This is a genomic window from Natronococcus amylolyticus DSM 10524 (genome assembly GCF_000337675.1).
Lineage (GTDB): Archaea > Halobacteriota > Halobacteria > Halobacteriales > Natrialbaceae > Natronococcus > Natronococcus amylolyticus.
This window is the reverse complement of record NZ_AOIB01000027.1, coordinates 12,203-33,768: the sequence shown is the minus strand read 5'-3', so window position 1 is coordinate 33,768 and position 21,566 is coordinate 12,203. Positions and strand designations below refer to the sequence as shown.

Sequence of the window (21,566 nt, the reverse complement as noted above, 5' to 3'; positions counted from 1 at the left end):
CACCCGGCGAACGGTTTTATAATAACCGACCCGCGACTACGACGAGCCCGAATCAGCCGTCGGCGTTCGTCACCGTCGTCGTCCCGTCCTGCCGGACCCGGAACTGGTACCCCTCGTAGGTGAACTCGAGGGCGGCGTCGGCCGTCGCCCGCGGCGGCGAGGAAAAGAGATCCGCGAGCAGTTCGCTGACCGTGTAGTAGATCGGCGACAGATCCGTCACCTCCCGGTCCTCGAGCTCCGCCACGAGTTCGGCGACTTGCGTCGCCGGCGTCTCCCGATCGGTGTCGAGCGTGCGCCTCGTAATGACATCTCCGTTGTCCGTCGCGTTCATCTGAGTGTACGTAGTACCGACCGGAATTTCCCTAACCGTTCTACCGGCGTATGCACGCATCGTTCGCCCGCTTGCGATTCAGTCGAGAGCGGTGACTGCGGCCACTGCCTGCCGAACATTGATATCGATTTCGACGCATTGCTCGATCATATGGGTTATCGAGAGGATGCTATCAATGCCGCTCGGCGAACTATCTACCCGCAGATCCACTATCTTCTACGGGGCACCTTCGGCGGGTACGCCGTCACGCACACCACAGCCGACGAGTACGTTCTGACCGCCCAGTGTTCAGAGGAGGAAATCGAGGCGCTGCTCGACGACCTGGGCTTTTCGCGCAACCCGATCTCCGCGGTGAAGGTTCGGATGGACGGTAACACCGCCGAGGGATCGTGGGTGTGGCGGCCGTCGCCGCTGGCGTCGTACCAGCTCCACGTCATCCTCCACGAACTCGAGAACGCCGAAGGAGTCGACATCTACGCCCACTGGGAGTGTTCCTGGATCCGCCACCCCTACAGACACTACGTCGCCCGCGGCTACGACGCGGAGAAAGGCGTCGAGCTAACTCGACGCTGGCTGATCGACGACGACGGTGAGACCCTTCGAGGAGAGGACTGTGACATCCGCTACGAGGTCGACGGCTCGTTCAGCCGACGGGCAAGCGAGTACTTCTCGCTGTCGTACTACCGCGTCAAGGAGCTCACCGCCTCTATCAAATCCCGAGTGCCGCTCGTCGACGGCGACGACGACCACATAATCGAAACCGAGGACGGTCGCGACGCCGTCTCGCCGCGAATCACCGACCGCTTCTAGAGCTCGCCGTTTCGTATCCGATGCTCCGCTTCCTCGAGCGCAGCCTCCCGATCGAACTCCTCGACGATCGTCCGGAGTTCGGCCTCCTCCGCTCCCGCCAGGTCCCGCGCGTGAGCGGTGACGTTTGGCACCGCGCGAATGATGTTGTCGACGATCGGGACCTCCGCGACCTGCGGCGACCGCGAGAGCGGGTTGAGGTCGATCACGATCTCGGTCTTGCCCATCGCCTCTAAGGCCTCCGCGCGGTCGCCGTCCTCGAGCGGGACGATCACGACGTCGGCCGCGTGGATCCCGTCGGCGTCGACCTTCGCGCGCTGGTGGTCGAGGTTCGGGATCCGGGCGTCTGCCTCGAGCCCCTTCACGTCCTCGGCGCCGTGCTCGCGGAGATGGTCGGCGATCGCCTCGATCCGCTCCGGGGTGCGGTTGAACAGGTTGACCTCGAGGTAGGCACCGGTGGCGTCGGCCAGCTCGACCATCTCGCCGGGCACCAGCGCGGCGACGTTGCCGTTGATCGAGAGCACCGGCCGATCGGCGAGCAGCAGGTGGGCCGCGGCGGCCCGTTCGGCCTCGTCCGCGCTGGGAATCGTCTCCTCGCCGAGCAGGTAGTCGAAGGCGCTGCCCCGCCCCTCGGCGTGCATCCCCTGCAGGTGGGTGATCCCCTTCTCGACACCTTTCTCGATCCGATGACGGGTAAGCAGGTCCTGGTATCTGGGGTGGTCCTCCGGGATCTCCTCCTCGTGCTCGACGTCGGCGGAGACGGTGTCGTAGTCGGTCATGATCGATCCCTCGAGACCGTCGATGAAAAGCCGACCGATCCCTACTTCAGCACCGCACCCGAGGGGTGGGTCCGGCAGACGGACGGCTCGTAGCCGGCGTCGGAGAGCCCGGTCCCGAGCGCGAAGACCGTCTCTCCGAGCATCGCCATCGACGCCTGCCCGCCGGATTCGGTTACCTCCTCGATAGTCGACTCGAGCGTCGGCGTCAACAGCTCGGCCTCGCGGGCGAACCGACGGGAGGCGTCCATGAAGCACTCGAGGGTGGGCTCCTCGACGAGCCGGGAGAGGGCCGCCTCGCCGGCCCGCGAGAGCTTCGCCGTCTCGCCGGCGAGCACGTCGGCCGTCGAGAGCTCGCCGAACGCGACGTACTCGATCCGCGCCCGGGCGGGAACCGCGTCGAGTTCGTTGACCGCGGGGCCGCCCGGCTCGAGCCGGATCGGGATCCCGCCCTGGGCCTGCGCGACGACGTCGCCCAGGCCCGTTCCGGCCTCGACCTCCGCGGCGTGGGCGACCGCGACGAGTTCGTTCCGCGAGCGCCGTCGCTCGAAGACCTGGTTCGCCGCGAACGCCGTGCCCAGCGCCATCGCCCCCGAGACGCCGAAGCCGGCCCCCAGCGGGAGGTCGGACTCGGCCTCGACCCGGGCCGGCACCTCGAGCGCCTCGAGGACCGTCCGTACCGGATCGATCTCGATCGGTTCGCCGTCGAGGACGACCGTCGTCTCGGTTGCGGGTTCGACGGTCACCTCGACGCCGTCGGTCAGCGTCAGTCCACCCCCCCGTGAGCCGGCCTTCGTCGGGTCCTCGTCCGGATGGGCGCTGAAGAATCCGGTTACGTGGCCCGGCACGAACGCCGTCGCCTCCTCGCGCATCATCACCCGGTTGTCACTCGCCCGGTATAACGTTACAGGTTCGACGGCGGCGGCTCAGGACACTTCATGGTCCCGGCTTTTCCGTTCGGAGTGTCAAGGAACGCGCAATGAACGCACAGTCCTCGCCGCGGCCCGTCGACCCGGTGGTCGACAGCGACAGCGAGAGTCCTCTCCCCGAGGACGGGTGGGGCTGAGTGATGGCGACGAACACGGAACCCAGCGGTTTCGGCCGGTTCTTCCAGCAGTACACGAAGACCTGGATGCACGCCGTCGCGACGGCCGGACTCACGGCGTTCGGGCTCCTCTCGTTCGTCCACCGCGGGTTCGTCCTCCTGGCGCTCGCCTGCTACATCGTCCCGCCGATCGTCCTCTACATCACGCGACGCGGCGACGACGCGAGCGGAAACTCGATGTCGCCGACCGACGCGGCGCTCGCGGAGCAGAGCGAGTCGAACGGAAACGAGCGAAACGGAGATGAGCGGATCGAACCCGAGGACCGGTCCGCCCCGGAGTCGGGCGCCGACTCCCTCGGCCCGCCGCCGGCCGAGCCGGGCGCTCGAGCCGACTCTCCGAACGAGCGCGAACGGGAGTCACTCGAGGACTCGCCGACGGACGACCGCGAACCGGGAGTCGAAGCCGAACCCGAGACGCAGTCGGAGCCGGCTCCCTCGAGCGAGCCGACGCCCGACGCCGAACCGTCGACCGAGTCGGCAGGTGCAGCCGCGCCGGAACCCGACCCGAACGAATCGGCCGGCGAGCCCGAACCAGCGGCGGCAGATGCCACGTCGCCGTCCGAACCGCACGACGAAGATGAGACCGGTTCCGAGCCCGAGGCCGAACCCGAGTGGCGACACGCGGACGCGCCCACCGACGCGACCCTGCTCGATACCGCGGTCGCGGGCTCGAGCGCCGTCGCCGTCGGGGAGGGCGGCGTTGTCACGATGACGGACGGCGAGGAGTGGTCCATTACCCTCGAGGACGGTCCCGCGGCCCAGGGCCAGGCGCTACACGGCGTCGACGCGACCGAGGACGGCGAGGTCGCCTGGGTCGCCGGCGACGGGGGCGCCGTCGGCCGGCTCGAGCTCGACTCGGGTCGCCACACCGACTTCTCGGCGCCCGGCGACCGCACCGACAACCTCGCGGGGATCGCGGTCGCGGGCGCTGCGGGCGACGAGACGGTCCTTCTGATCAACGGCTCGGGCGAGGTACTTGGCGGCCGGTACCGCGACGGCGACTGCAGCTGGGACGAGCCCCTGCAGCCAGGAAGCGGCTCGAGCCTGAGCGACGTCGTCCTCGACGGCGAGGTCGGCTACTGCTGTGACACGAACGACGGCGTCTTCGCGACCGACGACGGCGGCGAAAGCTTCGAGCCGATCGGGATCGACGACGCCAACGGCACGCCGACCGGGCTCGCCGCAGGAGAGGACGACACCTGTCACCTCTGTACCGACGCCGGCGTCGTCCACCGCTACGACGGCTCGCGGTGGACCCCCGAGCGGGTCTGCGAGGACGCGCTGTCGGGGATCGCTCGAGCCGGAGACCGGCTCGCCGTCTGTACCGCCGACGGAGCGATTTACGAGCGCGACGACCCGACCGACGACTGGGAACGAGCCGACGCGGACGCGGAGGGAGGGCTCGAGGCGATCGCGCTCGGCGACGGACTCGGCGTCGCCGTCGGCGGCGAGGGGACGACGATCGAGCGACGATGAGTGTCGTCCGAGAGCGTATCGACGACGAGCGACGAACGACGACGGTCGCGGACGAGCGGTCGACTACGATTGCTATGAGGAGGACCTAAGAGATGCCGACCGGAGGGATCGCACTCGCGGCAGACTTTGCGCTGTTGATCGCCGCGGCAACGCTACTGAGTTATATCGCCCGACTGACGGGGCAGCCGACGATCGTTGCCTACATCATGACCGGCGTCGTCGTCGGGCCGATCGGCCTCGGGATCGTCGCCGAGGATCAGTTGATCGAGGTGATGGCCGAACTCGGACTCGGGTTCCTGCTGTTTCTGCTCGGGATCGAGATGCGCTTCGACGACATCAAGGAGATCATGCGTCCCGTCGGGGCGATCGCGGTCGGCCAGGCGATACTGCAGGCGATCGCCTCGACGAGCGTTGCACTCTTGCTCGGCTTTACGCTCTATCAATCGCTGATGATCGCGCTGGCGACGACGTTCGGCGCGACGCCGATCATCGTCAAGGTGCTCGGTGACAAGGACGACCTGAAGACGCTGTACGGCAAGACCGACGTCGGGATCCTCATCTTCCAGGACATCTACCTGGTGATGGCGCTGGCGATACTGGCCGTCGGCACCGTCGACGACGTCACCGAGGTCGCGTTCAACATCGGACAGGTGCTGTTCCTGATGGGCGTCATCGGCGTCGTCGCCTACCTCGCGAGCAAGTACTTCCTGCCCGCGCTGTTGCGGGCCAGCGCGGCGAACAAGAGCACGCTCTTTACGGTCGGCATCGCCTGGGCGTTCCTCTTTATCTTCACTGCTGAAATGCTCGACCTCTCCGTCGAGATCGGCGCGTTCCTCGCAGGGCTCGCGCTCGCACAGCTTCCGTACAGCACGGAGCTCAAAGAGCGGATGCGACCCGCGACGAACTTCTTCATCGCGGTCTTCTTCGCGAGCATCGCCCTCCAGATGGAGGTCGACCAGCTGCTCGCCTACTGGCAGGAGGCGCTGATCGCGAGCGTCGCCCTGATCGTCATCAATTTCTTCATCGTCTTCGGGCTGTTCTACAGCCAGAACTTCGACATGGAGACCTCCTTCCTGGGAACGATCTCGATGCTGCAGGTCAGCGAGTTCTCGGTCGTCCTGGGTGCCCTCGCCGTCGAGGAAGGGTTCATCGAGGAGGGGCTGCTCGGCTTCTTCAGCCTGATGGCGCTCGTCACGATGCCGATCTCGACGTACTACGTCCGGTACAACCGCGAGATCTACGCGTACGTCAAGCCGTACCTCGAGCGCTTCGAGCGGGACAACCCCATTCAGGCCGAGCCGGTCGAGTACGAGAACCACGCCGTCGTCGTCGGCTACAACCGACTCTCGAACGAACTCATGAACGTACTGGACGAACACGTCGAGGAGATCGTCGTCGTCGAGGACCGGGCCGAACACGTCGAGGAGCTCAAGGAGGCCGACCACGGCTTCATCTTCGGCAACGCCAGACACGGCGAGATCCGCCAGGAGGCGAACCTCGCCGGCGCGGAGGTCCTGATCACCGTCGCCGACCGGGTCGACGTCAACGAGCGCCTCGTCGAGGAGTCCCCGGAGACGCTTTCGATCGTGCGAGCCAACACCGAGCTCGAAGCCACGCGGCTCACCGAGGCCGGGGCGGACTACGTGGTCATGGAGCGCGGGCTCATGGGCGAGGAGCTTGCGGACCTGCTCGGGACGCTCGACGACCGTGAGGCGTTCGAGGACCGCCTCGAGGAACTCAACGCTCGGGCCCGGAGCGAGCCGAGACGGACGGGCGAACCCGCCAGCACCGGAGGTGGGACCGATGTATGAGATCCTGTTCGCGCTGACGTTGATCTTCACCGTCGCGGCGGGACTGTTGCTCGTCGCCGCCCAGCGGGATCTCCCCGTCCTGCCGTTTTACCTGCTGGCCGGGATTCTCATCGGCTTCGCGATCGACGAGAGCGAACTCCTCGATCTGGCCCAGTGGGGAATCGCCTTCCTCGTCTTCCTCTTTGGCACCCACGTCGACCTCGAGGCGTTCCGGTCGACCGGGCGAACGAGCGTCGCCATCGGCGTCGTGCAGGCGGTCGTCGTCGGCGGTCTGGCCGTCGCCGGCGCACTCGCGTTCGGCGTCGATCCGCTGAACGCCGTCTACTTCGGCGTCGCCGCGGCCCTGAGCTCGTCGCTCGTCGCGACCAGCTACCTCGACACCGACGAGGGCGTTCGACCGACCCACGCGCAGGTCGCCGAATCGATCCACTTCACGGAGGATCTGCTCGGCGTTCTGGTCGTGTTGGGTCTGAGCGCGTTCGTCTACGCGGCCGAACCGGCTCCCACCCAGCTCGCGGTCGGCGCGGGGCTGTTCGCGCTCGCACTCGGCGTGCGATACCTCGCCTTCCACCGCATCACGAGCAGGCTTCAGGGAGATTCCGAGGTGATGATGCTGTTCGGCATCACGCTCGCGATCGGCTTCATCGCGCTCGCCGAAGCCGCGAACCTCTCGATTATCGTCGGCGCGTTCGCCGCCGGAATCGCCGTCGCCGACGACTACCCCCACTCGCTCGAGCTGGTCGACACGATCGACGACCTCGAGGACTTCTTCACGCCGATCTTCTTCGTCACCGTCGGCGCCCTGCTGGCGATCCCGACGCTCGAGACGGTCGGATACACGGTCGTGCTCGTCCTCGCCACGCTGGTCCTCAACCCGCTGATCGTCGGATTCCTCCTGCTCCGCGGGGGATTCGACGGGCGGACGGCCGTCATGACGGGGCTAACGCTCGACCAGGTCAGCGTCTTCAGTCTCTTCATCGCGATCGAGGCGCTCGTCGCCGAGACGATCGCGCGGCCGCTGTTCGACGCGATCGTGCTCTCGGCGGCGATCACGTGGATCGCGGCGACGTACACAGCCCGCAACGCCGAGGAGATCAACGGCTGGCTCCGCGAGCGCGGAGTCGTCCGCGCAGTCGGCAAACCGATCGGCGAGAAAACGGACGTCGACGAGGGACTCGAGGATCACGTCATCATCACCGACTTCGAACACGGCGGCGAGCACGTCCTCGAGGCCTGCTCGGAGCTCGATCGACCGATCGTGGTCGTCGAGGACAACCCGGCGCGGTTCGACGACGTCCGCGAACTCGCCGACAACTACGTCTACGGCGACGTGCTGAACGACCGGACCTGGGACGTGGCGGGACTCGAGACGGCGGCGCTCGTCGTCTCGCTGTCGCCCGAACTCGCCCGCGCCGAGGCGATCGCCGACCTCGAGGGCGACACGCCGCGGGTCGTCCGGATCGATTCGGCCGACGACGCCGAGGCGTTCCTCGAGCGTGAGGCAACCGGCGTCGTCTACCCCGAAGCGATCACGGCCGAGCGGGCCGGCGACGACCTCGAGGCGCTGCTCACCGAGGAGATCTCTCACGAGGAGTTCGTCGGGCGCAGCCGGACGTTCTTCGAGGATCCGCCGTACCCGGATCAGGAATCGTAGCGTCCCGCTTGCACATTGGGAGTCGTCTCGACGTCCAGGTGTTCGGACGCCACGGCGCCGATCAGGCGGCTGCGTTCCTGTAGGACTCCGCGAGAAACACGATCCCTCCGAGGCAGCGTTTTTCGTCGCTCAGTTTGGCTATCGGACTGTCCCTGTCCGGTTCGGGTTGAACGACCGAGGAGACTCCGTCGAACGAAACCTCGTCGAAACGTGGTTTCGTACGCTCGACATCCGACTCGAGCGTTTTCGTCACTCGTAGGTGGGCACCAAAACGTCGCGGTACGCTCTGAGAGACAAACCACGGAGCACCGTACAGACGCTGCTCAGCCGAGAGTTGATGCCGACAGAACGGTCGGAGAGAATCCCAGTTTAGACAGACGACTCCACTACACGGTGTTCCACGCCTAATCTGTCTCATTGTGTTTGAGCGACTCGTGAGGAGAGAAGACGTACCTGTCGTTGCTTCCACTTATACGCTGATAAAGTCGATACCAGACGTTCGGGCGGAGAAGATTACCTGTTGGGCTCTCCGGTGTGCGATGTCGATTCCGCGGTGGAAAAACGAGGTGGTGCACGTTCGGGGTTTAGTTCGCTCATACTCTCTGCCCGTAGTTCGTCGGGATCGTACTCTCCGTTCAAGAGTGCTCCAAGGCTGTCGGCGAGCTGGTCGGCCGCGAGGAGGTCCGGGACGATGACGTAGGTGGCCCCTCGCTCGATGAGGTCGGCGGCCATCGGCAACTCCCTGGTTCGGACGATGACGTCGACGGTATCGGAAAACGACAGGAAGTGCTCCGTGAGGGGTTTCGAGTCGGCTGTGGAGATAACCAGCCGCGCCGCTTCGAGGTTGGATGCGTCCGCCGTTTCCGGCTCGATCGCGTCGGCGAACACGTAGGCACCGCAGTTAGCCCGGAGATCGGGCAGTGCCTGCGGATTGTTCTCGATCACGACGTACGGCTGGTCGACCTCCTCGCAGAACTCGACGAGTCGTCGGCCGTGTCGGCCGTACCCAACGATAACGACGTGATCGGACATGTCCTCTGGGACGGAGTTCCAGTCGTCGACATCGTGATACGGCTGACCGAGCCAGCCTCGATCGACCAGGAGTCCGTAGATTTCCTCGTCGTACGTGTGGGTAAGATTCGATAGGATCATCGACACTGCTGCTGCGAGGATGATCCCCTCGAACACCGGCTCGATCAGGAGCCCGAGAATGAGCGCCTCGATAGCCACGATGACGCTGAACGCGCCAACGTGGTCCAGAGTGAGCCCTGTAACCGTCGCCGACCGCCTGTCGTACCCGTTGTACACGAGCAGAACGCCGATGACGATCGGTTTGATCACGACCGTCAACACCACGAGCCCGAGCGCGATCGTGGCGACCGGGACGAAGGGGCCGAGCGTCGCCGATGGATCGGCCGTTACCGCCAGCGGCGAGGGGAGCGTCACTAGCGCCCCGACCGTGGCGAAGAAGATCGCGACGAAGAACTCCTGTATCGAGTTCAATCCGTTGAACACCTCCGAGTACTCGACGGGGTTATCCCTGACTGCCAGCCCGGCGGCGAACGCGCCGACGACGATAGAGGTATCGAGGAAGTCCGCGGCAGCGAGGAAGACGATCAACAGCGCCACGATGCTAATGAGCATCGCCTCGTCCGAACCGCTGGCGAGCCGTTCCATGATCCCGAACAGATAGCGGTTGATGACGATCGCCGCACCGAGAAGCATGACGCCGTACCCGAACTGCGTCGCGATCGGATCCAGCGCGAAGGTGCCGGCGCTGACGACGAGCAAGACGAACACCGCCAGGAAGTCGCTGACCGAATCGATCTCGCTCGAGAGGTAGTCGTGAACGATGTCGGACTGCGGTTTGGCGAACAGCGCGGTTCCGACGATCACCGACGAGAGCGCGGCCGCGATCCCGACGAAAAGCGCCTGTTCGACCGTCACTGGCTCTTCGAGCCCTACGCCCGGGACGACGCCGGACTCCAGGACGATGCCGACCACGAGCGCGAAGAGGATTCCGAGCACACCGAGGACGAACGCCTGAACGATCGCGACGACTTCGGTGTTCGAGACGACCGTCCGAACCTCTTCGGTGTGGATCTGTACACTGAAGGTGAAGACGAGAAACGCGATTCCGAGCCGGGCGAGCTCGAGCATGAGCGCCCCGTCGATGAGACCCAGCTGTCCGACGAACAGTCCGGCCAGGATGAGCGATGGGATGATCGACAGCCGCAACCCCTTCGCGATCAGCAGTACTGGGCCGGCGACGACGAACAGAATCGCCATCGCGGTGAGCAGTGCGACGTCAGTCATCGTCACCACCCACCCGGTCCGTGATGTCGGGGAACAGCTGCCCGCTTCGCAACAGCTCCATGTCGGCAGCGATCTCTCGGTCGAAGGTCGATCTGTCCCCGACGTACGACTCGAGGTACTCGATGAACTGTGCGATGCCGAGCTGCGGGGCCAGAACGACGTACTCGGCGCCAGCATCGTACAACTGCGCTGCCTCCTCGACAGTCCTGGCCTCGACGAATACCGTCGTTTCCTCCGTCGTCTCTCTGAGCAATATTTCGTTGATCTCCACCTGATCCGACGACGAGAACACGAAGTCGGCGTACTTCACGCCGGCGTCCTTGCGAATCTTCGCGTACTTGAAATCACCGAACAGCGCATCGTATCCCGCGTCTTCGATCGCTTCGACGTGCTCGACGTTTCGGTCGATGACCACGATCTGGTCGTACTGCTCCTCGAGGATTCGCAACGCCCTGCGTGCAATCTCGTCGTAGCCGATGACAACGACGTGGTTTCGATACTCCGTATCAGCTGGCTGGACGGGATCGGATTGCTCCCATCGCGAGAGATACGGCTCCACGCGCTCGAACAGCTGTCGGTTGTACTGGATGAAGTACACCGAGACGCTCATGGTCATCAGCGCGACGAGGGTGATGAAGCCGAGCTCCGCCTGACCGATAAACGGCGGCTCGCTCTCGACCGCAGCGACGGCGACGACGATCCCGAACTCGCTGACCTGGATCATCCCGATGCTGCCGAGGAACGTCGTCTCGAGATCGAACCGCTGCCAGTTGAGGAGGAGGAAGAAGACGACAAATTTGACGATCATCAATCCGACGGCGACGACGACGGCCTCCTGCCAGTACGCGAGGAGATCGCTTGCTTCGAAGTCGAGAGCAACGGAGACGAAAAACACCATCACGAACAGGTCTGTCAACGGGTTGACGAGTCCCTGGAGATCCTTGCTGTAGGGCAGCTGGGCGATCGCCAGCCCGGCGAGGAACGCCCCCATCTCGATGGAGAGGTACGCGTCGATCCCGATCGGTGACAGGATGAGGTTGATCTGGTCGGAGACGAGAACGAACAGAAAGAGCCACGAGATAGCGACGAGAAAGAGCAGCCTCGTATCGTCGGCGATTTGTCTAAAGAGCGACGGGAGCACGTATCTGGAGGCGGCGATCGCCGCGACGGTAGTGATCGTGACGAGCACCATCACGATTCCGAGTGTTACCGCGACGTCGGCGACACCGTCGGGCCGGCCTGCGGCCAGCACCGCGAGAATAATGACGACGACGATGTCCTGGGCGAGGAGTACGCCGACGTCGATCTTGCCGTGCAGCGACGTCGCCTCGCCCTTGTCGTTGAGCATTTTGATCACGACGGCCGTCGAACTGTACACCACGGCCAGCCCGATGATCACCGCCTCCTCGAACGAAAACGGGAGGAGGACTGCAAAACCGAACCCAACAGCTCCGACCGCGACCATCTGTGGAATCGAGATCTTGACAATCGGTGCGATGAGATGGCGGATTTCGTCGATTCGCATCTTGATGCCGAGCAAAAACAACAGAAACGCGAGACCGAGTTCGGCCATCGTGTCCGTAATGATGCTTGGCTCTACGAGTCCGAGTCCGACCGGGCCGATCACGACGCCGGTAAGAATATATCCGATGATCGTCGGCTGTCCCAATCGAACCGCAAGAACCCCGACGAGTGCAGCAGCGACAAGGATAATAGCTACATCACTCGCGAGGCCGACGTCGACCATCTCTCAGTTCACCACTACCCCTGCTTTCCTTGAAGGGCTGAAAAGTCCACCGCATGATCCACCAAGGACAAAGACGGTGATCGGTTGGTGATCACCGTACGGAACGGCGCCGGTCAGGCGGCTGAGTACGCTCCCCTCTAGAAGACTCGGATCTTCGTACGTTTCGGAATCGCTACAGAGGACGTCGGTCCGACGAGCTCGATCTCCGTTGCGATCGCAGTGCTGGCCGCGCTGCTTACCGACGAGATCTCTCACGAGGAGTTCGCCGGGCGCAGCCGCACGTTCTTCGGAAAATCGCCGTATCCAGATCGGCGGTCGTCGTTCACCGCTTGCACATTACGAGTCCGAACGTATTTATCCGGAATACCTACTGTTGACCCACTGTGTCATTGTCTGAGTTCGGTCGTTGTTCTCTCGTGCCGTTCGCTCACCGCTCCCTACGGCTGATACGCGGCGCGACGGATCGAAATCTAACAACTGCGGCTCGCCCGACTCCCGTCTCGGGTAGGTGGTACTCGTGAGCGACAGCGAAGGCGAACTCGCCCGGAACCTCGGCTTCACCGAGGCGATGACGATGGGCGGCGGGACGATGATCGGCGCCGGCATCTTTATTCTCCCCGGAATCGCCGCGGAGGGCGCTGGCCCGGCGAGTGCACTCTCCTTCGCGATCGCCGGACTCGCCGCCCTGCTCGCGGCGATCTCGCTATCCGAGCTGGCGACCGGGATGCCGATCGCCGGCGGCAGCTATCACTACGTCAACCGCGCGCTCGGCAGCCTCTTCGGCAGCATCGTCGGCTGGGGGATGTGGACGGGGCTGATGTTCGCGAGCGCGTTCTACATGATCGGGTTCGGCCAGTACATCGTCGAGCCGATCCCGCTTCTCAGCGGGCGAGCACTGGTAGTTCTGTTCGGCCTGCTCGGCCTCGCATTGCTCGTCGGTGTCAACTACTACGGAACGGAGGAGTCGGGGTCGTTCCAGAACATCATGATCGGGCTGGAGCTCGTCGTGATCATCGTCTACCTCGTCGTCGGCTTCTTCTACATCGACGCTGCGAACCTCGAGCCGTTCGCGCCGACGGGGCCGAGCGGGATCATCGCGACGACCGGACTCGTCTTCGTCACGTTCCTCGGTTTCGAGATCATCGCGACCGTCGCCGAGGAGGTCAAGAATCCGGGCAAGAACATCCCGCTGACGATGATCCTCTCGGTCGTCTCGGTGACCCTGCTGTACGTGGTCGTCATGATCGTCAGTACTGGGGTCGTCCCGTTCGACGAACTGGGTGACTCGCTCGTCCCGGTCGGTGACGTCGCCGAGGTGTCGATGGGTGCAGCCGGCGTCGCCGCGATCGTCGCCGCCGCGGCGCTGGCGGCGATCTCGAGTTCGAACTCGTCGGTGCTCGCCGCGGCGCGGGTCGTCTTTGCGATGGGGCGGGACAACCTGATGCACGACTGGCTGAACACGACCCACAGCCGGTTCCGAACGCCCCACCGGGCGGTCATCGCGACCGGACTCCTCACCGGCCTGCTGGTCGCTGCCGGCCTGCAGGTGGATGCGATCATCGAGGTGCTGGCGGAGGTAGCCAGCTTCAGCTTCCTGATCGCATACTCGCTGGTCCACGCCGCCGTCGTCGTCATCCGGCGCGCGGAGCCGGAGGACTACGAGCCGGACTTCGAGATCCCGAGCGTCCTCTATCCGTGGGTACCGATCGCCGGCATCGCGCTCTCGGTGCTGGTCATCACACAGATGAACCTCGCCGTCATTGGAATCGGGATTGGAATCATCGTCCTCGGGATCGTCTGGTACTTCCTGTACGCTCGACGCCAGGATATCGATCAGAGCCTCGTCGGCGACGCAATCGTCAGCGGTTCGGAGGGGAGCAGCCTCGACATCGACGAGGAACGGTACAGGGTCATCGTTCCGATCGCGAACCCAGAAACTCAGAAGAACCTGCTCCGGCTCGCCGCGGTCAGCGCGCGGACCCACTCCGAGGGCGAAACGCCGGAGATCGTCGCCGTCAACATCACCCGGGTGCCGACCCAGACGGCCCTCGAGCAGGAACTCGAGTTCGAGGAGCAACGCGTCGAAACGCAGCGCGAACTGCTCGAAAGCGCCCGCGAGGCGGCCGCCGATCTCGACATCAGTCTGCGGACGCGGGCGATCCTCGGACGCGACATCGGCCAGACGCTGCTGACGGTGCTCGAGGAGGAAGCCGCCGACCAGGTGGTACTCGGCGACCGCGGACACGGCCGGGGGACGAAGGAGTTCATCTTCGGATCGACGATCGACCCGGTGCTGAAAAACGCTCCGTGTGACGTGACGATCGCCAACCTCCGACGCGACGAGATCGGCGACGTCGTCGCGCTCGCCGGCCCCGGTCCGCACGCGCCGGTGGCTGCGCGGCGCGCGGCCGAGTTCGCGACGCTCTCGGGAACGACGCCGACGCTGCTGAACGTCCAGTCGCCCGGCGACGGAGACGAGGACGACGATCCAGTCGAGCGCGGTGAGGCCGTGATCGAAGACATCGCGGAGACGGCCGGCCTCGAGCCGGAGAACTACGAGAGCAAGGTTCTCATCTCCGAGGACGCGCAGTCGGCGATCCTCGAGGAGGTCGATAGCTATGACACGATCTGCGCGGGCGTCTCGGAGAAGAGCAGCGTCTCGAAGATCCTGTACGGCTCGATCGCCGAGACGGTCCAGGAGCAGACCGACGGCAACGTTATAATGGTCCGCGGGCCGTACGAGACCCACTGGAAGGTCACCGAGGCGGTCGCCGAACGGCTCTCGGCGTAGCCGGAGCGGTTTCGGTCGCCGGAACACGTCGCCGCGTCGTGATTCTTCCGCGGTCCCCCGTGAGACCGGTTGCGAGCGTTCGAAACGCATGCTTTTCGGAGCCGACTGTAACGGGTTCAGAACACGTAGTATGCAACTTCGCTCGATCCGCAGTGAGGACACTCGTCGCTGTCGGCGTCGAGCTTCCGACCGCAGTTTCTGCACTCGTACAGCTCTGTGCCGCGTCTGCCGGTTCGTAGCGCGTCAAGTACCCCCATCCTTGGTAGACGTTACAGGTATACCATTATTAATCCTACTCTCGATTCCGGAACGGAGTATAAGAACGGAGAACGCATGCGTGAACTGCGACACCTCACAGTCGCGGTAGCCCCGGAACGAGGTCTTCACCGCCCACAGCTTCGGAACCGAGCAGGCCGACTCGCGGAATCGGCGGTCCCGTTCGGGATCGAGTTCGACGGCCGCGTTAGTTGCCGACCCCCTCGAACGCTCGCAGAGCCGACTCGTCGAAGTCGCTTCGGGAGAGGACCGTCAGGATGTCGCCGGCGCGAACCTCGGTGCTGCCCGTCGGCGTCAGGACGTCGTCGGTTCGCTCGATCGAAACCACGAGCGTGTCGTCCTCGAGCAGTCCCTCGTCGTCGGCCCGTTCCAGCGACTTGCCAACGATCGGCGCGTCGTCGTCGACGGTGATCTCGACGACCTCGTTCCCGCCCGCGAGGCTGATGTAGTCCGAGAACTGCTGGTGGGTTTCCTCGGGTCCGAAGGCGTGGTAGGCCTGAAACTGCTCGGTCCGGACGAGCTTCTCGTCGTCGATCTCGAGGCCGAGTTTCGTCAGCTCGCGGGCGACGTCGTTCAGCGCCTCGACGTCCGGTCCGGTAGCGAGGACGTGGAGGTTCTTCTCGCCCGCCACGAACTCGCGAACGTTGACGACGCCGGGGATCGTTCGCGCCTGCTGGGCGAGCCGCGGGCGCTCCTCGATCGGGGCCGTCGCCGTGTACAGCGTCGTGAGCATCTCGTCCGCCGCTTCGAAGTCGACGTTCGCGTGGTAGCCACGGATGACGCCCGCGTTCTCCAGCTGGTCGATCCGGTTTCGGATCGTCGCCGGCGAGACGCCCACGTCCTCGGCGATCGTCGGAGCCGAGGTGTTCCGTGCGTCCTGCATCAGCGCGTGGATGATGCGCCTGTTGACGTCGTCGAGACGAATGCCCATAGGGGAAGTACGCCGACGGGGCAAATGGTTCCTCCCTTTCGATTCGCTGCCCCTGTCCACAACCCTGGCAAGACGTCCTGTGGGCGCCTCGCCCGATCGCACGGTTCTATCGAACGTTGTAGCTTTCGAATCCGCAATTAGGCTGGGACTATATTCCCCTATGCGAATAATATTGGCCCATATTTACGGAAGGGCTATTAGCGCCCGTCTGATACTCGACGACAATGGAGGACTGGCGCCGCCGAATCTCGTATGCACTCCTGACGGTCGCTGCGATCATCGTCGCCTACTCGACGGTGTACCAGTGGGCGATGTTGACTTTCGAAGGGCGTGAAATTCCCTTCTACAAGGCCGTGCAGGTCGTCATCGAATCGCTCACGACCGCCGGGTTCGGCGGCCACGCGCCGTGGGAGAGCGCGGTGTTGAACGTCATGGTGATCGGGATGAACCTCACCGGCGTCCTGCTCGTTTTCCTCGGGCTGCCGCTGTTCGCGATCCCGCTGCTTCGACAGGCCCTCGAGTCGGGGCCGCCGACGACCAGCGATCTCACCGATCACGTGATCGTCTGCGGCCACTCGACGCTCGACGACGTGTTGCGGCAGGAACTCGACGAGGTCGGGATCCCCTACCTCTTCGTCAGTCCCAACCCCGAGGTGGTCTCGGCGCTCGACGACCGGGGAATCGATGCCGTCCACGGGGACCCGGAGGAGATCCGGACGCTCCAGGACGCGAACGCCGCGGAAGCCCGCGGTCTCGTCGCGGACGTCGACGACGAGGCGAACCCGACCATCATACTCTCGGCGCTCCGGATCAGCCCAGAGATGCGGATCATCAGCGTCGTCCGGGACTACAAGACGGCGACGTACCACGAGTACTCCGGCGCCGACGAGATCGTACTGGCTCGTCAGCAACTCGGCGAGGCGTTCGGGATGCGAGCGACAATTTCCTTCGCCGAGAAGCTCCGAAGCGTGATCGAGGTCGAGAACGAGTACGAGATCACCGAACTCCTGATCGAGGAGGGCAGCGATCTCGCCGGTTGCACGATCAGGGAGGCCGATGTCTTCGACCGGAAGGGGATCACGATCGTCGGCGTCTGGCTCGGCGGCAAGTTCGTGATCTCTCCCGATCCGGACATCGTCCTCGAGGAAAACACCATTCTCCTCGTCGCGGGCGGTCACGGCGGATTCGAGGACGTCACCGCCCGATCGATCCCGACCCACCACCACCCGTCCCGCGTCGTCGTCTGCGGGTACGGCACGGTCGGCTGGTCGGTAACCGAGACACTGCGGGACGCGGACATCGACACCACCGTCGTCGACCACGAGGAGCGGGAGGGCGTCGACGTCGTCGGCGACGCGACCGACCCGGACACCTACGAACACGTCGACGTCGAGGATGCCGAAACCATCGTTCTGGCACTGGACGACGATACGACCACGATCTACGCCACGCTGGTCATCAGGGAGATCGATCCCGATATCGAGATCATCGCTCGCGCGGACGATCCGGACACCGTCTGGAAGCTGTACAACGCCGGCGCCGACTACGTCCTCTCCCTGCCGACGGTGACCGGCGAGATTCTGGCCTCGCACCTGATCGAGGAAGTCGAAATCGTCACGCCCCAGGTGCAGTTCGGGTTCGCTCGAGCGGAGGCGCCCTCCCTCGCCGGGAACAGTCTCAGCGACCTCCATCTCCGCAGACGAACTGGCTGTACCGTGATTGCGGTCGAGCGCGACGAGAAGCTGGTGACCGACCTCACCGCGGGATTCGTTCTCGAGGCGGACGATACCCTCATCGTTGGCGGCAGTGAGGCGGCGCTCGAACGATTCGACGAGTTCGTCACCCGGGACCTCGAATCAACGGTTCCCGCCCAGTGACAGCCGCTGTTGGAGGCCGTCGCTCCCGATATCGATTAGGAGAGGGTCGGGTTCGGTCGGCGACGGATGCTGTCGGTCCTGCGGAACTCACCCCGCTCGTTCCGCTGGCTCCCACGTCTTCGCCCTTACGGGCTCAGACGTTGGCGATCCCGCGGGAACACCGTCGGACTCACACTGCTCTCCCGACGAGTTCCCGCTCGAAGTCAGCGACGAGCCCTACGGGCTCAGTCGCTGACGGTCCTGCAAGACGTGGCTCTCTACGTTCGCCACGCCTTGCTGGCCCCCAGGTTCGTCGCCTACGGCGACAAACGCTGACGATCTCGCGGGAACAACACAGCCTCTCGGATGTTCTCGAGGCCCAGGATCGTCATGATCAGGCGCTCGCCACCCAGCCCGAAGCCGGCGTGGGGCGGCATGCCGTACTTGAACATCTTCGTGTAGTAGTCGAACTGCTCGGGGTCGAGACCCTGCTGTTCGAACCCTTCGATGAGCTGCTCGTAGCGGTGTTCACGCTGGCCGCCCGAGACCAGCTCCATGCGCGGGTGCATCAGGTCGAAGCCCGTCGAGAGCTGCTCGTCGTCGTCGTGGTCCTGGATGTAGAACGGCTTGATCTCGCTCGGCCAGTCGGTGATGAAGTAGTGGCCGCCGACGTCGTCGCCCAGGGCCTTCTCGCCCTCGGTCGGCAGGTCGTCGCCCCAGACGAGCTGCTCGTCGAGTTCGCCCGTCGCGTTGATGCGCTCGATAGCCTCCTCGTAGCTGAGTCGCGGGAACTCGCCGTCGGGAACCTCGAAGGATTCGGCGAGACCGAGCGCCTCGAGCTCCTCGCTGCAGTTCTCGTTGACGGCCTCGTAGGCGGCGGTGACGACGCCCTCGGCGACGTCCATCGCGTCGCTCTCGTCGCAGAACGCCCCCTCGAAGTCAATCGAGGTCGCCTCGTTGAGGTGGCGGGGCGTGTTGTGCTCCTCGGCGCGGAAGATCGGGCCGATCTCGAAGACCCGCTCGACGTTCGAGCCCGCGATCAGCTGCTTGAACAGCTGCGGCGACTGGTTCATGAAGGCCTCCTCGCCGAAGTAGGTGATCGGGAAGAGTTCGGTGCCACCCTCGGTCCCGGTGGCGACGATCTTCGGCGTCGTGATCTCCGTACAGCGGAACTCGCGGAACGCATCGCGGGCCGCGCGCAGGATCTCCGAGCGGATCTCGAAGATCGCCTGCACCTCGTCCTTCCGGAGGTCGAGCGTGCGGTTGTCGAGACGCGTCGAGAGCTCGGCGTCGACCTTTCCGGAGGGATCCAGCGGGAGTTCAGGGTCGGCGGGGCCGATGACCTCGAGCGATTCCGGCGTGACCTCGACGCCGGTCGGCGCGCGCGGCTCCTCCTCGACGGCGCCCGAGACCTTCACGACGCTCTCGCGGGAGACGCCGAGACCTGTCTCGACGAGTTCGTCGTCCATCTCGTCTTTCTCGAACTTGACCTGAATCTTGCCGGTCGTATCTCGGAGAATCAGGAAGGCGATCCCGCCGAGGTCGCGGATCTCGTGGACCCAGCCGGCGACCGTCGCGTCGTCGCCGGGCTCGGCGTCGGCAGTGTAGGTTCTGTCCTGCATACCACCCGATTCCGGTCGCCGGAACTTAAGCGCAATCGTTCGAAGTCGGGGTCTCGGCCGCGATCGAAACGGCGTTCCTCCGATGTGCCCATCCGTGTCGCGACCCCGCCCCGAGGACTCTTTGTGGCCTCTATTGTATTGCCACCCCATGGCAAGGGCGATCAACGAGGCCGACCTCGAGTGGACCGAGTACGACCGGGGATCCTCACGGTTCCGGCGCAAGCAGCTCTCGAGCGCCGTCGACGCGGCGGATCTCGGCTGTAGCCTGTACGAGCTGCCGGCCGGCGAACGATCGTGGCCCTACCACTACCACACGGCCAACGAGGAGGCGATCTTCGTCCTCGAGGGCGAAGGGATCCTCCGGTGCGAAGAGGGAGAAAAGCCGCTCGAGGACGGCGTCTTCGCGACGCTTCCGGCGAACGAAGACGGCGGCCATCAGGTCGTCAACGACGGCGACGGGGTGCTCCGGTATCTGCTGGTCTCGACGATGGTCGAACCCGACGTCACCGTCTATCCCGAGATGAACAAGCTCGGCGTCTTCGTCGATTCCCCGCCCGGCGGGGAGGGGGAGCGCTCGCTTCACGGCTACTACCGGCTCGACGAGGACGTCGAGTACTGGGAGGACTGAGTCTCGATGCGAGTTACCGCTCGTGGACGGTCATCGGAATCTCGTGTTTCGGACGAGCGGTGATCGTCGCCAGTAGATCGAGTTCCTCCGTTCCGGGAACGAGCTCGAGGTGGTAGTTCTGGTAGATCGTGGCGAGGATCAGCCGGGCTTCGAGCATGGCGAACCGGTCCCCGATACACCGTCTCGGGCCGGCTGCGAACGGGAAGTACGCCAGCTTCGGCAGCTCGGACTCCATCTCATCGGTCCAGCGCTCGGGGTGGAAGGCGAGAGGATCGTCGTACCAGCGGGGATCGCGGTGGACAACCCACTGGTGCATCCGGACCGTCGAGCCCGGCTGGATCTCGTAGCCGTCGATAATGTCGGGCTTGACGGGCTCGCGGACGATTCCTGGCACGGGCGGGTAGAGCCGCATCGACTCCTTGACCACCCGCTCGGTGTACGACAAACTGGAAAGGTCGGCCATCGTCGGCGCCTCGCCGTCGAGTTCGGCCTCGAGCTCCGCGACGAGACGGTCCTCGACGGCCGGGTTCCTCGCGAGGAGGTGGGCGGTAAACGTCAGCGAGAGGGCGGTCGTCTCGTGGCCGGCCAGCAGCAGCGTCACGACCTCGTCGCGGATCTGCTCGTCCGAGAGCGCGGTTCCGCGCTCGTCGGTTACCTCGAGAAGTTTCGAGATGACGCCCCGGTCAGTGGGGTTCGTTCGCCGGTGCTCGATCAAGGGGTAGATGACGGCGTCGAGCTTCTCGCGTGCACGCCGAATACGCCGCCGGGAGGGTGCCGGTATCCCCGGCGGCAGGACGAGATGCGAGAGGCTCTCGCTGGCGAGCATGAACTCCTCGAGGACGTCGCCGATCGTGTCGACGTGGTCGTCGATGTCGACGCCGAACAGCGCCCGGGCGACGATTCGCAGCGTGAGCTCCATCATGTCCTCGTGGAACAGCCGGGTCTGGCCGTCCGCCCACGCCTCGAGTGCGTCCTCGGTGAACGCGGTCATCATCTCGGCGTACTCCTCGATCCGGTCGGGCGCGAACGCGGGCTGGATGAGGTGTCGATTCCGGCGCCAGACGGCCCCTTCACTGTTCAGGATGCCGTTTCCCGTGACCGGTCTGAGGATATGCTGAAACTGCTCGCCCTTGACGTAGTGCTGGTTGTTCCCGACCAGCACCTGTTCGATGTGGTCCGGGTGGTTGAGCTGATAGACCCGGCCCGTGGGTTCCTCCCAGGAGGCGATATCGCCATACTCGCGGGCGGTGCGGGTCATGAACCCGTACGGGTCGCGAACGAACGCCAGCTGGTTGCCAACCAGCGGAAGACCGTCGGGGCCGGGCGGCTGTCCGTCGGACGACGAAGATGTATCGGATCGCACGGGTACGAGTTGCGGTTAGGGCTACTCTATTGTATGGGTCGATCCGCTCGAGGAACGCGGTTTTCGTCTCGCTTTT

15 protein-coding genes and 1 pseudogene are annotated in these 21,566 nt (G+C 64.8%); 8 read left to right on the top strand and 8 right to left on the bottom strand.

Annotation, left to right across the window (positions count from 1 at the left end; all coding sequences use genetic code 11):
* Positions 1–52 precede the first annotated feature (52 nt).
* Complete coding sequence (locus tag C491_RS12870) at positions 53–331, bottom strand: HalOD1 output domain-containing protein (RefSeq protein WP_005556937.1); 279 nt, start codon at positions 329–331, stop codon at positions 53–55.
* Between the two features lie 150 nt (positions 332–481).
* On the opposite strand from C491_RS12870, the gene C491_RS12865 reads away from it, so the two are divergent.
* Positions 482–1,141: a hypothetical protein gene (locus C491_RS12865; protein ID WP_005556935.1), complete on the top strand. Its 660-nt coding sequence runs from the start codon at positions 482–484 to the stop codon at positions 1,139–1,141.
* Here C491_RS12865 and C491_RS12860 read toward each other — a convergent pair.
* Together C491_RS12860 and C491_RS12855 are read right to left on the bottom strand one after the other, a co-directional pair.
* Positions 1,138–1,917, bottom strand: a complete 780-nt coding sequence (locus C491_RS12860; protein WP_005556933.1) for a 4-phosphopantoate--beta-alanine ligase — start codon at positions 1,915–1,917, stop codon at positions 1,138–1,140. The genes C491_RS12865 and C491_RS12860 overlap by 4 nt on opposite strands.
* Positions 1,918–1,958: 41 nt before the next feature.
* Positions 1,959–2,786: a pantoate kinase gene (locus C491_RS12855; protein WP_005556931.1), complete on the bottom strand. Its 828-nt coding sequence runs from the start codon at positions 2,784–2,786 to the stop codon at positions 1,959–1,961.
* A 197-nt stretch (positions 2,787–2,983) separates the two neighbouring features.
* Here C491_RS12855 and C491_RS12850 point away from each other — a divergent pair, with 197 nt between their 5' ends.
* The 4 genes and pseudogenes from C491_RS12850 to C491_RS23680 form a co-directional block, all read left to right on the top strand.
* A complete protein-coding gene (locus C491_RS12850) occupies positions 2,984–4,495 on the top strand; it encodes a hypothetical protein (RefSeq protein WP_005556929.1) in 1,512 nt (503 codons plus the stop codon).
* A 92-nt stretch (positions 4,496–4,587) separates the two neighbouring features.
* The gene (locus C491_RS12845; RefSeq protein ID WP_005556927.1) at positions 4,588–6,306 is read left to right on the top strand and encodes a cation:proton antiporter; all 1,719 of its coding nucleotides are present in this window, start codon (positions 4,588–4,590) and stop codon (positions 6,304–6,306) included.
* The gene (locus C491_RS12840) at positions 6,299–7,960 is read left to right on the top strand and encodes a cation:proton antiporter (RefSeq protein WP_049891863.1); all 1,662 of its coding nucleotides are present in this window, start codon (positions 6,299–6,301) and stop codon (positions 7,958–7,960) included. Before C491_RS12845 ends, C491_RS12840 begins: the two co-directional genes overlap by 8 nt.
* Before the next feature lie 26 nt (positions 7,961–7,986).
* Positions 7,987–8,216 (top strand): annotated as a pseudogene (locus C491_RS23680) (IS6 family transposase); the annotation flags it as partial.
* A gap of 257 nt (positions 8,217–8,473) precedes the next feature.
* Here the strand turns inward: C491_RS23680 and C491_RS12830 are convergent.
* Both C491_RS12830 and C491_RS12825 read right to left on the bottom strand, forming a co-directional pair.
* Positions 8,474–10,276 carry a cation:proton antiporter gene (locus C491_RS12830; RefSeq protein WP_049891903.1) on the bottom strand — a complete coding sequence of 601 codons (1,803 nt, stop codon included), beginning with the start codon at positions 10,274–10,276 and terminating at the stop codon, positions 8,474–8,476.
* Entirely contained in the window at positions 10,269–12,023 is a 1,755-nt protein-coding gene (locus C491_RS12825; protein WP_049891861.1) for a cation:proton antiporter, read from the bottom strand. Before C491_RS12825 ends, C491_RS12830 begins: the two co-directional genes overlap by 8 nt.
* Before the next feature lie 517 nt (positions 12,024–12,540).
* Between C491_RS12825 and C491_RS12820 the strand changes: the two genes are divergently transcribed.
* Positions 12,541–14,814 carry an amino acid permease gene (locus C491_RS12820; protein ID WP_049891900.1) on the top strand — a complete coding sequence of 758 codons (2,274 nt, stop codon included), beginning with the start codon at positions 12,541–12,543 and terminating at the stop codon, positions 14,812–14,814.
* A 463-nt stretch (positions 14,815–15,277) separates the two neighbouring features.
* Here the strand turns inward: C491_RS12820 and C491_RS12815 are convergent, their stop codons facing one another.
* A complete protein-coding gene (locus tag C491_RS12815; protein ID WP_005556914.1) occupies positions 15,278–16,021 on the bottom strand; it encodes an Lrp/AsnC family transcriptional regulator in 744 nt (247 codons plus the stop codon).
* A gap of 224 nt (positions 16,022–16,245) precedes the next feature.
* On the opposite strand from C491_RS12815, the gene C491_RS12810 reads away from it, so the two are divergent.
* The gene (locus C491_RS12810) at positions 16,246–17,898 is read left to right on the top strand and encodes a potassium channel family protein (RefSeq protein ID WP_005556912.1); all 1,653 of its coding nucleotides are present in this window, start codon (positions 16,246–16,248) and stop codon (positions 17,896–17,898) included.
* A 296-nt stretch (positions 17,899–18,194) separates the two neighbouring features.
* On the opposite strand, the gene aspS is transcribed toward C491_RS12810, so the two are convergent.
* Positions 18,195–19,499, bottom strand: coding sequence for an aspartate--tRNA(Asn) ligase (gene aspS, locus C491_RS12805; RefSeq protein WP_005556910.1), 1,305 nt, complete (start codon positions 19,497–19,499; stop codon positions 18,195–18,197).
* Between the two features lie 148 nt (positions 19,500–19,647).
* Here aspS and C491_RS12800 point away from each other — a divergent pair, with 148 nt between their 5' ends.
* Positions 19,648–20,127 carry a cupin domain-containing protein gene (locus tag C491_RS12800; RefSeq protein WP_005556908.1) on the top strand — a complete coding sequence of 160 codons (480 nt, stop codon included), beginning with the start codon at positions 19,648–19,650 and terminating at the stop codon, positions 20,125–20,127.
* A gap of 13 nt (positions 20,128–20,140) precedes the next feature.
* Here the strand turns inward: C491_RS12800 and C491_RS12795 are convergent, their stop codons facing one another.
* A complete protein-coding gene (locus tag C491_RS12795) occupies positions 20,141–21,490 on the bottom strand; it encodes a cytochrome P450 (protein ID WP_005556905.1) in 1,350 nt (449 codons plus the stop codon).
* Between the last annotated feature and the right edge of the window lie 76 nt (positions 21,491–21,566).

Bases quoted from the DNA above. Each gene is read 5' to 3' on its own strand.
- C491_RS12815 (WP_005556914.1), bottom strand. From the start codon at position 16,021: ATGGGCATTCGTCTCGACGACGTCAACAGGCGCATCATCCACGCGCTG.
- C491_RS12825 (WP_049891861.1), bottom strand. From the start codon at position 12,023: ATGGTCGACGTCGGCCTCGCGAGTGATGTAGCTATTATCCTTGTCGCT.
- C491_RS12860 (WP_005556933.1), bottom strand. From the start codon at position 1,917: ATGACCGACTACGACACCGTCTCCGCCGACGTCGAGCACGAGGAGGAG.
- C491_RS12830 (WP_049891903.1), bottom strand. From the start codon at position 10,276: ATGACTGACGTCGCACTGCTCACCGCGATGGCGATTCTGTTCGTCGTC.
- aspS (WP_005556910.1), bottom strand. From the start codon at position 19,499: ATGCAGGACAGAACCTACACTGCCGACGCCGAGCCCGGCGACGACGCG.
- C491_RS12865 (WP_005556935.1), top strand. From the start codon at position 482: ATGGGTTATCGAGAGGATGCTATCAATGCCGCTCGGCGAACTATCTAC.
- C491_RS12855 (WP_005556931.1), bottom strand. From the start codon at position 2,786: ATGCGCGAGGAGGCGACGGCGTTCGTGCCGGGCCACGTAACCGGATTC.
- C491_RS12870 (WP_005556937.1), bottom strand. From the start codon at position 331: ATGAACGCGACGGACAACGGAGATGTCATTACGAGGCGCACGCTCGAC.
- C491_RS12800 (WP_005556908.1), top strand. From the start codon at position 19,648: ATGGCAAGGGCGATCAACGAGGCCGACCTCGAGTGGACCGAGTACGAC.
- C491_RS12845 (WP_005556927.1), top strand. From the start codon at position 4,588: ATGCCGACCGGAGGGATCGCACTCGCGGCAGACTTTGCGCTGTTGATC.
- C491_RS12810 (WP_005556912.1), top strand. From the start codon at position 16,246: ATGGAGGACTGGCGCCGCCGAATCTCGTATGCACTCCTGACGGTCGCT.
- C491_RS12850 (WP_005556929.1), top strand. From the start codon at position 2,984: ATGGCGACGAACACGGAACCCAGCGGTTTCGGCCGGTTCTTCCAGCAG.
- C491_RS12840 (WP_049891863.1), top strand. From the start codon at position 6,299: ATGTATGAGATCCTGTTCGCGCTGACGTTGATCTTCACCGTCGCGGCG.